Source organism: Synechococcus sp. R6-10, from assembly GCF_047461815.1.
Lineage (GTDB): Bacteria > Cyanobacteriota > Cyanobacteriia > Thermostichales > Thermostichaceae > Thermostichus.
The window spans coordinates 1-10,398 of the sequence record NZ_JANSHW010000461.1 but is presented as its reverse complement, the minus strand read 5'-3'; the positions used below and the strand labels follow the sequence as shown (position 1 = coordinate 10,398).

13 protein-coding genes are annotated in these 10,398 nt (G+C 58.6%); 8 read left to right on the top strand and 5 right to left on the bottom strand.

Annotated elements, in window-relative coordinates; genetic code table 11:
* Positions 1-93: 93 nt before the first annotated feature.
* Positions 94-390 carry a transposase gene (locus tag NW837_RS12250; RefSeq protein WP_414331892.1) on the bottom strand — a complete coding sequence of 99 codons (297 nt, stop codon included), beginning with the start codon at positions 388-390 and terminating at the stop codon, positions 94-96.
* Between the two features lie 65 nt (positions 391-455).
* On the opposite strand from NW837_RS12250, the gene NW837_RS12245 reads away from it, so the two are divergent.
* A complete protein-coding gene (locus NW837_RS12245; RefSeq protein WP_414331890.1) occupies positions 456-722 on the top strand; it encodes a hypothetical protein in 267 nt (88 codons plus the stop codon).
* Positions 723-736: 14 nt separating this feature from the next.
* Here the strand turns inward: NW837_RS12245 and menB are convergent, their stop codons facing one another.
* Together menB and cobA are read right to left on the bottom strand one after the other, a co-directional pair.
* The gene (gene menB, locus NW837_RS12240; RefSeq protein WP_414331889.1) at positions 737-1,561 is read right to left on the bottom strand and encodes a 1,4-dihydroxy-2-naphthoyl-CoA synthase; all 825 of its coding nucleotides are present in this window, start codon (positions 1,559-1,561) and stop codon (positions 737-739) included.
* 117 nt (positions 1,562-1,678) lie between these two features.
* Positions 1,679-3,181, bottom strand: a complete 1,503-nt coding sequence (gene cobA / locus NW837_RS12235) for a uroporphyrinogen-III C-methyltransferase (RefSeq protein ID WP_414331888.1) — start codon at positions 3,179-3,181, stop codon at positions 1,679-1,681.
* Between the two features lie 175 nt (positions 3,182-3,356).
* On the opposite strand from cobA, the gene NW837_RS12230 reads away from it, so the two are divergent.
* Positions 3,357-4,367 (top strand): ABC transporter substrate-binding protein, encoded by a 1,011-nt coding sequence (locus NW837_RS12230; RefSeq protein WP_414331887.1) that lies wholly within the window; start codon positions 3,357-3,359, stop codon positions 4,365-4,367.
* Here NW837_RS12230 and NW837_RS12225 read toward each other — a convergent pair.
* Positions 4,364-4,891, bottom strand: coding sequence for a phycobilisome rod-core linker polypeptide (locus NW837_RS12225; protein WP_414331885.1), 528 nt, complete (start codon positions 4,889-4,891; stop codon positions 4,364-4,366). The two genes, NW837_RS12230 and NW837_RS12225, sit on opposite strands and share 4 nt — an antisense overlap.
* Before the next feature lie 599 nt (positions 4,892-5,490).
* On the opposite strand from NW837_RS12225, the gene NW837_RS12220 reads away from it, so the two are divergent.
* From NW837_RS12220 to NW837_RS12195, 6 genes are all read left to right on the top strand, one after another.
* Positions 5,491-5,976, top strand: coding sequence for a 2Fe-2S iron-sulfur cluster-binding protein (locus tag NW837_RS12220; protein ID WP_414331883.1), 486 nt, complete (start codon positions 5,491-5,493; stop codon positions 5,974-5,976).
* 232 nt (positions 5,977-6,208) lie between these two features.
* The gene (locus tag NW837_RS12215) at positions 6,209-6,889 is read left to right on the top strand and encodes a V4R domain-containing protein (RefSeq protein ID WP_414331881.1); all 681 of its coding nucleotides are present in this window, start codon (positions 6,209-6,211) and stop codon (positions 6,887-6,889) included.
* A 59-nt stretch (positions 6,890-6,948) separates the two neighbouring features.
* A complete protein-coding gene (locus tag NW837_RS12210; protein WP_414331880.1) occupies positions 6,949-7,230 on the top strand; it encodes a hypothetical protein in 282 nt (93 codons plus the stop codon).
* Positions 7,231-7,291: 61 nt separating this feature from the next.
* Positions 7,292-7,879: a hypothetical protein gene (locus tag NW837_RS12205; protein ID WP_414331878.1), complete on the top strand. Its 588-nt coding sequence runs from the start codon at positions 7,292-7,294 to the stop codon at positions 7,877-7,879.
* Between the two features lie 24 nt (positions 7,880-7,903).
* Positions 7,904-8,374: a phycobilisome protein gene (locus tag NW837_RS12200; protein ID WP_414331876.1), complete on the top strand. Its 471-nt coding sequence runs from the start codon at positions 7,904-7,906 to the stop codon at positions 8,372-8,374.
* 118 nt (positions 8,375-8,492) lie between these two features.
* Positions 8,493-9,182: a V4R domain-containing protein gene (locus NW837_RS12195; RefSeq protein WP_414331875.1), complete on the top strand. Its 690-nt coding sequence runs from the start codon at positions 8,493-8,495 to the stop codon at positions 9,180-9,182.
* A 37-nt stretch (positions 9,183-9,219) separates the two neighbouring features.
* On the opposite strand, the gene NW837_RS12190 is transcribed toward NW837_RS12195, so the two are convergent.
* Positions 9,220-9,927, bottom strand: coding sequence for a hypothetical protein (locus tag NW837_RS12190; RefSeq protein ID WP_011432227.1), 708 nt, complete (start codon positions 9,925-9,927; stop codon positions 9,220-9,222).
* Positions 9,928-10,398: the final 471 nt, after the last annotated feature.

Genomic DNA, 10,398 nt, shown 5'->3' with positions numbered 1-10,398 from the left:
TGGTGGACCCCGGGAAAGTCCAGGTAGGTCAGGGCCTCCCCCAGACCCTGGGCAAACACCTCCACCGCCCGCCGGTACCGGTCCTGGTAGCGCTCAACGAACTCCTGGGCCAGAGATTCCGCCGTGCCCCGCCGCCGCGCCACAAACACCTCCTGCCTGGGCGATCCTGCCCGCCGGCGTGATGAGGTCCCGGGTGTAGTAGCCGTTCCGCTCCCCGCGGCGGCTTGGGGTGCGCTCACGGTAACCCGCAGCCAGGTGCTCGGTCATCTCTTCTTCCAACACCTGCTCGTTCGCGTAAGCGGTGCGGAGCACTATGACGGCCTTGACCCCTTCCCGGATGCGCCGGCTGATCTCCTCCTTGGTCAACCTCTTGAGCTCCTCTCCGTCCATTCCGCCCTCCATGCTTAACCCACAAAATACGCGACACTACCGCCACAGATCACCGGAGTGCGGCAATGGCTACTCAACTGGATGTGGAAGACATTCGAGGGATCCGATCGGTTGCTGAGGTGGCTGGTCTCTTTGCATCTCTGGGGTACGCTCTGGTGGGGCAACCGTTGGATATAGCAGCGCTGGAGCTACCCGCTGATTTTGACAGACCTCGGGCTGCATATTTCCTGGCGGAATATCGACAGCGGTATTTCCGTCAGGTGGTGCTGCTGCTTGAGTTTGAGGTAAAGCCCAGCCCTACAGGTCGCTTCCCTTCGGGGAAGTGGAATTAATGAAAACAAACAAACTATGGCAGCCAGGGAAACTGGCGAAAGTTAGGTGGGCGCTTTTCCAAAAAGGCGCGTTTGCCCTCAGCAGCTTCTTCGGTCATGTAGAACAGCAACGTCGCATCTCCGGCCAGCTCCTGCAGCCCCACCTGCCCATCGCAGTCGGCGTTGAAGGCGGCTTTGAGGCAGCGGATGGCTAAGGGGCTGTGCTGGAGAATTTCTTGCGCCCAGCGGATCCCTTCAGCTTCTAGCTCTTCCACTGGCACCACGGCATTGACCAGACCCATCTCCAGGGCTTGGGCTGCGGTGTATTGGCGGCAGAGGAACCAAATCTCGCGGGCTTTTTTTTGCCCCACCACTCGCGCCAGGTAGGCGGCCCCAAAGCCCCCATCGAAGCTGCCCACCCTAGGGCCGGTTTGCCCAAAGATGGCATTATCGGCGGCAATGGTCAGGTCGCAGATGAGATGCAAAACATGGCCACCCCCAATGGCGTAGCCTGCCACTAGGGCAATCACCACCTTGGGCAAAGAGCGGATGATGCGCTGCAGATCCAGCACATTGAGACGAGGGATCCCGGCCTCATCCAGGTAACCGGCCTCGCCCCGTACGCTTTGATCCCCGCCGGCGCAGAAGGCATACTTCCCATCGGTATGGGGCCCGGCGCCTGTTAAGAGCACTACTCCAATCCTGGGATCCTCTCGCACATCGGCAAACGCATCAATCAGCTCGGCAACAGTTTTGGGGCGGAAGGCGTTGCGCTTGTGGGGACGGTTGATGGTGATCTTGGCAATGCCATCCGTTTTTTCGTAAAGAATGTCTTCGTAGAGCTTGGCCGTCTGCCACATGGTGTCTGGGTGTATCTATTGGGATGCCGGGCCAGGAGAGTTCCGTTTGGCTGATGGGGGCTCACTATGAGGAGCACCTGGGTACTCTGCACCGCTACCGCGAACGGCCTGAAAAGGCTAGGTAGAACGGTTGGTCGCTTGGATGAGGGCTTCCACCAATCCTTCCAAAGTATACTCCTGGGCTGCGATGTCCACTCGACCAAATGCAGCCTTGCAGGTTTCGGCGGTTTTGGGGCCGATGGCGGCAATCTGCACGGGTGGATCCCACACCTCTGGGCCCAGCCCTGCCTGCCGGATCAAGTGGGCAAAATGCTGCACCGTCTTGGAGCTGGCAAAGGTGAGGATGTCCACCTGGTGGGCTTTAAGAGCTTCCAGGACCTGGGGATCCGCTGCTGCTGGACAGGCGGACTGATAGGCGGCCACCTCCACCACCTCTGCTCCTCGCTGCCGCAAACCCTGTACCAGCTCCTCCCGCCCTCCTGACTCAACGCGGGGAAAGAGGATGCGCTGCCCCTGCACTGGCTGCGGCCAAATGGGTAGCAGGGCTTCGGCCACAAACTCGGAGGGCATCAGATCCGGGCGAATGCCGTACTGGGCCAGCACGGAAGCGGTTTTGGATCCCACCACCGCCACTTGCAGGGAGTGGAGTGCTCGGCTATCTCGCCCCTGCCGCTGCAGCCGCTCAAAGAAAGCCTGCACTCCATTGGCAGAGGTCAGCAGCAGCCAGTCGAATTGTTCCAGGTTGGCAATGGCTGTATCCAAGGGATCCCAACAGGTGGGCGGCTGGATCACCAGGGTCGGCATCTCCAGCACCCGCGCCCCCTGGGCCTGCAGCAACTCACAAAAAGCTGGTGATTGCCCCTCGGAACGGGTAACCAGCACCGTCTTGCCTGCCAAAGGAGCCGGTGGCGGCAAGGGTGGGATCCCCGGCAAAAAGTCCTGCCGCAACCGGATCACCTCCCCGACCACCAGCAGACCCGGCAACTTCGCCTGACCCGCCTCCTGCTGCAGCTCCGCCAAGGTGCCCACCCACACCTGCTGCTCTGCTTGCCCCGCCCCCCAGATCAAGGCCACCGGTCGGTCTGCCGGGATCCCAGACTCCACCAGCCGTGCGCCAATGTGCTGTCGCTGCCGGGATCCCATCAAAATCACCAAAGTATCCAACTGGGCCAAAGCGCCCCAGGGCAGAGCTTCCAGCTCGTGGGCGGTGAGAACGGCAAAAGCGCGGCTCAAGTGTTTATCCGTTAACGGGATCCCTGCCCAGAGGGGGCCAGCCAGGGCCGACGACAACCCCGGCCAAATCTCAAAGGGACAGCCCGCCTCCCTAAGGGCTTGGATCTCCTCGCGAGCGCGGCCAAAGATCAAGGGATCCCCTGACTTGAGGTGAACCACCTGTTTGCCTTCTCGGCAGCGCTGGATGAGCCAGTGGATGCCCTCCTGGAGGCTTCCTGGCCCAGAGCGTCGCCACACCTGCGCCTGCGGCGGCAACTCTGCCAACAAGCGCTCATCCACCAGCTCGTCGATCCAGATAGCCTCAGCCTGCCGTAGGATCTCCAGTGCTCCCTGCGTCAGGCCCGCCCGCCCGCCCAGCCCTGCCCCCACTAGATACACCTTGCCCATGCCCTACCCCTTGGAATGTCGATCTTGCCCCTTGTAAGAAGGGGATCCCGCTTGCTTTGCAAATATAAATCGAAGACGCCTCCCAACAGCTCCTCTTCCAAGGGGTGGCCAGCCTGAGGAAAAACTGGTCTACTTGCGAGATACTGAAAGCGTGGCTGCCTGAGGATCCCTGCCTATGTCCGGTGTAACTCCAGAGCCTTGGCCGCGGCGGCGTTTTTTGGCCAGTGGAGCTGCTCTGCTAGCAGTAGGAGCGGGCTCCCGCCCCTCTTCGGCCAGATCCCGGCCCTTGCGACTGGTCACCAACTGGTACGCCCAGGCCGAACACGGCGGCTTTTACCAAGCCCTGGCCACCGGCATCTACGCCGACTACGGTCTGCAGGTGGAAATCCGCATGGGGGGAACGGCGGTTAACGTGCTGCAACTGCTAGCCGGGGGAGCGGCAGATTTTGTGCTCGGCGGCAGCCCCGACGCTCTGGCGGCTCTGCAAGCTGGGATCCCTGTTCTCACCGTGGCCGCCTTTTTCCAGAAGGATCCCCAGTGTCTCTTGGCCCATCCAGGGGTGGGCATCGAGCGCCTGGAAGACCTGCGGGGCAAGCCCATCTGGGTGTCACCGGGGGCCAACCTCACCTACTGGCCTTTTTTGCGGGCCAAATTTGGCTTTACCGACGAGCAGAAGCGCCCCTACAACCTCAGCCTCACGCCCTTCTTGCTGGACAAGTCTTCTGCCCAGCAGGGCTATGTGACCTCCGAGCCCTTCCGCGTGCGCCAGGAGGGGGGCTTTGATCCCGTCGTTTTTCTGCTGGCCGACTACGGCTATTCCCCCTACGCCACCACCCTGGAGACCACCCGCCCCTTTGCCGAACAGCACCCGGAGCAGGTGCGAAAATTTGTAGCTGCCTCCATCCAGGGCTGGCAGAGCTACCTAGAGGATCCCCGCCCCGGCAATCGCCTCATCCGCCAAGACAACCCCAACATGAGCGAGGCCCTCCTGGCCTACGCCCACCAAGCCCTAAAAGACTACGGCCTTCTCACCAGTGGAGATGCCGCCACGCTGGGGATCGGGGCCATGACCCACCAGCGCTGGCAAACCTACTTCCGGGAGATGGTGGCCCTGGGGATCGGCGCAGCGGGTCTGGAGGTTCGCCAAGCCTATACCCTCGACTTTCTCCCCAGCAGGAGCGCCTAAGGGATCCCCACTTCCATCGCCGCCAAACTGTGCAAAAGCGGGGATCCCTGCATCCCCAGCTCATGGCGCCGGTGCATTTGGTTTGTCAGCAAGTAGGCCAAAGGTGGGTGGCCGCTCAGCCGTTGGCGGGGGTGGGGCAGATGGTCGTTGCCGAACTGGTGGCGGTACTCCTCCGAGTCGATAAAGGCATTGACCATGGCCTGCAAGCCCTGGTGCACCAAAATGTCGTGGTAGGCGGCCACCTCCTCCTTGCTGGCCGGGGCCCGTCCCAAAAAGTGCTTGAAGCCCTGCTCTACACAGCGGGTGTTGCAGCCGGCACTGAAAAAGAGTTGCCGGTAGAGCCGGGATCCCCCAATCTGGCGAACCAAGCGCTTAATCCCGATCCGCCCCCGCAAGAAGTCCTGCTCGATTTTCTCCAGCTCTCCTGTTTTCTCGTGCTGGTAGGGCTGGCGTTCCAAAAGCTGTTGGTAGGCAGCCCGCAACAGGTTTTGCAACGTTTGCGGATCCCGCTGGCGTGGTTCCATGGCAATAGCTCCCAATCGACGAAGCCAACAAAAACAGAAAAGATCGATTTACAGACAAAATGGGGGACTACTTTAAAGAAATTATGAAGGGAATAGCAAATGGCTCGATACGCTTTTACGGCAAACTTCAGCACATCCTTCTGTAACAAAATTGCCAATAAAAGACCGTGAAGGTTCTACTTAAGATTTACCTTGCCGACAGAACGACCGGGGGAGATCTGCGATAAATATTTACGAAAGGATTGTCATTTTCTCCAATTTACGTGATTTCACTTTGTAACTTTCTAGCCGATAAAAAAATTCCGTGTTTATTCGTAGTTAAGTATTATGACACTTCCATCCAGAATAACCTGCTCCAGATCCAGAATATAAGTTAAGTAAAGAATGTAGCCTCTCCCAGGGTCACAGGTGCAGGGCTCATCATTTGAAGTGCTCTGGTGAAGTGCTCTGGTTTGATTGACTGGGGACTCAGGTGTTGCTGTAGACCTGCAAGGGGGCTGCAGGGGAAGGGAGTTAATTGTTGTGATTTGTTTGCGTTGCTTATGCAGTAGATCTTGCCCGCCGGGGTTTTTTGTCTGCCCTTAATGTGGATCCCGTCTATGGTTAAACAAATCCGGCTAGAGCCTTTATCTCGTGTCTCGGAGGTCGATACCTACAGCAATCTGCTGTCGGCCATTTTGTCGGAGGAGCTGCAGGTTTCGCGGGAATGTAACGGTCGCGGCCTCTGCGCCACCTGTCATGTTTACGTCAAAGAGGGAATGGAAAGCCTCACTCCCATCACCCCCCGCGAGGCCAAGACTCTGGAGACCATTACCAGCGCCCGCAGCAATTCCCGGCTGGCCTGTCAGGCGCGGGTGGTTTCCGATGGCGTGGTGGTGGAGCTGCCGCCGGGGATGTACGTGAACTCGCTGAGGGATATCGAAGTGCTCATCGGTCGGCGGGCCGAACAAGACCTGCTGCACCCACGGACGGGGAAGGTTTTGGTGGAGCAGGGCAAGATCATCACTCGCTCTACTGTTAAGCAGCTAGAAAATGAGGACTTCCGCATCATTGGCAATACGCTGGCCCAAACTCGGGAAGTTTGATGGATTGTCGATATTCAGGGATCCCTTGGGCTCAGCGGGCATTGTCTTATAGACAATCAACCAAGGATTGAACAATGTTGGATCCCTCAGATAGCTGACCAAGTTTATCGAATGCTTAGCCATTCATTTTGTTGACTCATTGGCATTGTCTGGCCCAGTTGATCCCTACAAATCCCACCAAATCCTGTTGCTTTGCAATCTAGAATTATCCATTTTTTATCAGGAGAGCGCCATGGCCACCACATCTCGACCGGATCCCCGTCCTGCAGTCACCCTGCCTGTGGGCCGTGACAAGCATGCCCACTACAGTTACCGCGATTTCTTTCGCTTCAACCGAGATCAGGGCACGATTATCGATTGGAACAACACCCAAAATCTGCTGTTGAGCGAAGACTTTATTGTGGGCCTGCAAACAGGCCTGGAACGGGAAGTGGGAGATGCTTCGGCGGCGGTGATGTACACCATTGGCAGAGATTGGGGCATCCGCGATGCCAAGCACTTCTCCGAGTGGTACGAGCGGGAGTATGGGATTGGCGTAAAACAGTCCAACCTTTTGTTTTTGCTGGAGACTTGGTGGTGGCCTTTTACGGCTCAGGGCTGGGGCAAGTGGGAGGTGGAAACCGAATCCAAACAAAAAGGCTTCCTGTTTATCAACTTGTTTGACTCGATGGTGGCTCGCACCCTAGGGGATGTGGGCAAGCCGGTTTGCCATCTCTATGCCGGGCTATTTGCCGGGTTTTTCACCGCTATGACTTCCCGCGAGCTGGCCTGCATCGAGATCCAGTGCTACGCCATGGGGGAAACCTACTGCAAGTTCCTGTTGGGCGGGCAAGAACGCATTGATGCCGCCAATTTTTGGATCACCGAAGGGGCCAGCGCCCGCGAGATCGAGCAGCGTTTGCACCAGTTGTGAGGCTTGCTTGTGGCTTTTGAAGGCTCTCTGGGATCCCTCGACACTTTGGAGAAACGCCCATGGTCACCTTCAACTTAGACACCGATCTGGACTTAACCCAGCCGCTGGCGGTCTTTTTGCAGGGGTTGAACTGGGATAACCGACCCCCGGCCAAGGCTCCCTTTGCTCAAGAGCCGCCGCCGCAGTCCCCCATGCTCTTTGCCCAATCGGTGGGACAGTTTTTTGCCGGCTTCAATTGGTCGGGCATCTGCCCACGCTCAGAGCCGCTGCCGGAATTGCCGGCAGAGGATCCCTTTACCCTTGAGGATTTTGCCGCCTTGTTTGGCGGAGCTTTGCTCTAGCTCTGGTTTGTTCAGGGATCTCGGTTTTGTTTTGCCCTCTGTTTTTAAGGAGACTTCACCCATGGATGACCTTCACTCTTGGCCGGAGCGCATTGCCGATCGAGAAGGGGGTTACCTAACACCCGACGATCTGCAAGACCTGATTCGCTACTCTCTCTCTTTTCAAGAACGGCTGGAGCTTTACCAGGTCTTACAACAGCAGGAGCTGACCTGGATCCAAAAGGTTTTGCAACAGCAGGGGCCAACCCCCGTCGCGACAGCGTTGCCCAGCAGCAATCCCGCCAGAGAGGGGGCAGAACCTTCTCTAACCCCGGCTCAGCGCCTCTTGGCTCGTCAATTGGCCTTTTGCTTGCGCTCCCTGGGCCTGAGTCTGTTGCTGGGGGATCCCACCCCTGTGCAGCAGGTAACTCTTGGTGCGATGGAACAGTACCTAGGGTTGCCGCAAGCGCTCGCTCAGCTACGGGCAGTGGTTCAGGGATCCCTGCCAGCGGATCAGCAGGGTTTGCTTGCCCCCTACTGGCAAGAGCTACAAGCTGTCTGCGCCACTTCTCAGGCCCAATCTCCTTCCCCTTCTTCTTCTGAGATGGAGGTTGACCTGCCCACAGTTCCGCCGGAGAGGGCTCTCACCTTGGCGGAAATGTTTGTGTGAAGCCCACTGAAGGAGGCTCTATCTATGAATTCAAGGGTTGCCGAGCTGATGCAACAAAGCGAAGGCCGCTATCTGCGCCCAGATGAGTTGAAAACTCTACACGCCTACGTGGAAGGGATCCCGAGGCGGGTACGCCTTTACCAGGTTCTCCAGGCCAAAGAACAAGAGTTGCTGGATCGGGTGATGGAGAAGTTTCAGCCGATGATGCCGAATTTAATCCGCCAGCATGGTCACCTGGCCTGGGAGCGCTGCCGCCGGGATCTGAGCATGGTGTGGCGCTACTGCTGCATGGCCATGCTGCTCAACGACGAAGACTACCTGAGGGATAAATTGCTCTACTGGCTGGAGACGATCCTGAAATCGTTCAAGATGCGCGACCAATGCCAGCCTGCCTACAAGTTAATGCTCGACTCCCTGACCTACATCTTTGGGGCAGAAGAGAGCGAGATGATCCGTCCTTATCTGCTTTTGGCCAAATCCATGCTGGTTAACTAGGTCCATTCGCCCTCAATGGATTCCCTAGTTTTGCCAATCCACCGGACATTCATCCCTTCACTCCAAAAGGCCAAGTTCCAGCCGCCCTCAAATCCGTCCATCCCCCTGTGAGATAGCCATGACTACCCTGCAAGAGATTCTGCAAGACCAGATCTTGCCTGGGCACTGCTTTAGCCCTGCCTACTACATCCGCCCTGACATCCACACCGGACTGCTCTACAGCCGCGGAGGATACCGCTTGGCGGCCTTTCCCATGCCCCTGCTGGAGGCTCTCTACTCCGGCCTGCGCTATGAAACTGGCCAAGCCACCCGCGTCATTCTCTACAACTGTGGCCGCGATTGGGGAGAGGCATTTTTCCGCCGTATTGAAGACGAGCTTTCCGGCTACTACCAGCAGCCGCTGCAGGAATTGCCGATGGGGATCTTCCTGGATGCCCTCAGCGATCTCTGGGCTACCCACGGCTGGGGACGCCTGGAGCTGGATTTTTCCGCCGCCGACCACGGCTTGGTTCAGGCCGGGATCCGCAATTCCGGGTTTGCCCTGGCCGCTCGCGCCAGCTTCAACCCGGAGGAACCTTCTGCACGGCGAGAGCCTGCCGGATATTTGGAGGCGGGAATGCTGGCCAGCCTCTTCTCCTTGCTTTCGGGGCGGGATCTCATCTGCGTACAGACCACCTGCGAATCCCTGGGGGCCGATCTCAACCGCTTCCTCATCGGCACGGCTCAGCGGCTGCACCACTGCGAGGAATGGGTGCGCAAGGGCCTCTCCCACGACGAGATTTTGGATCGGCTCACGGCCAGTCCCTAGAAAGGGATCCCTGGCCAGAGCTGTTTTCAGAAGCTCGCTAGGGCAGGTAGGGCTGAAAATCTTGGGTGACCGTCAGCGTCAAGTTGGCATTGGCGTCGATCACCGCCACTTCCGGTGCCGTCACATTGCCGATGACAGCCCCTGCCGCCGCTCCGCCCAGCACTTTCTCCGTCGAGATCACCCGGTCGCCGAACAAGCCTCCCAAGATGGCCCCCGCAGCTGCCCCAATCAAGGCATCTTGCACAATCGCTTCCCCGGAAGTGTGGCGGGGATCCTTACGCAGCGGGATAACCTGGCTCTGGGCATAGAGGGGGTAGGATTGGCCGTTGAAAATCAGGGCCCGCGAGACAAACTGGGTGCCGCCGCTCACCGGCTGAAATTGGCCTTCCAAAACGGCCCCCGCCGGGACGACCATGTTGCCGTAGATGTCCCGCAGAGGGGTATCCAAGCTAAGGCTGACGGCGCGGGTTTCCCCAGGGGCAATCAAGAGGGTTTCTGGGGAGCGATGCACCGCCTGGATCAGATCCCCAGAGCGCAATAGCAACGTGGTTTGCAGTTGAAAGGGCTGGCCAGGTTGCAGGGGTTGAGGGCCAGGGGGAAGGGGGCGAGGATTCACAGGACGCCATCCCTCACCGGCAGGCGGTGGTGGCAAGGGCCCCATTTGGGCCAAAACTGGGGCGGCCATCTGCGCTGAGAGCAATCCGCCAAGCAGAGGAGCCAACAGGCGGCTGGCTGGGTTGGTCATGGTCTTACCCCCATTCATCATTCCTACGCTAGCTGCAAACCGGACAAAACCGGGAGCCTTTCGGGCCTTACCTATCTTTTACCTATCTTGATCAAAGCCCACTGAATGGAAATGGGCTACCTCAGGTGAGCAGATTCCGCTGCTCTTCGCTCCAGATAGAAGTACGGAAAAACGCTAGGGTTGCCCACTCTGGGATCCCTGCTGTCCATGTTAGATTAGGCCCTAGGTTTCTCCCCCTGCGTGGGGCCGAAGTCTTGCAGCATCCCAACCCTCTTCTTGTAGCTATGAAGCGCAGAACATCCATGCCGGGCCAGCCCTCTCCCGGGTCAGAAGCTTCCGCCCAACCTGCTCAATCCTCTTTCCAGCCTTTTGCCATCTCCACTTGGAAGTCTCTTCTCTCGTCAGTGCTGCTGGTGCTGCTGGGCATTGGGCTGGGAGCGGCTCTGGTGGGGGGCAAGGGGGTATCTGCCC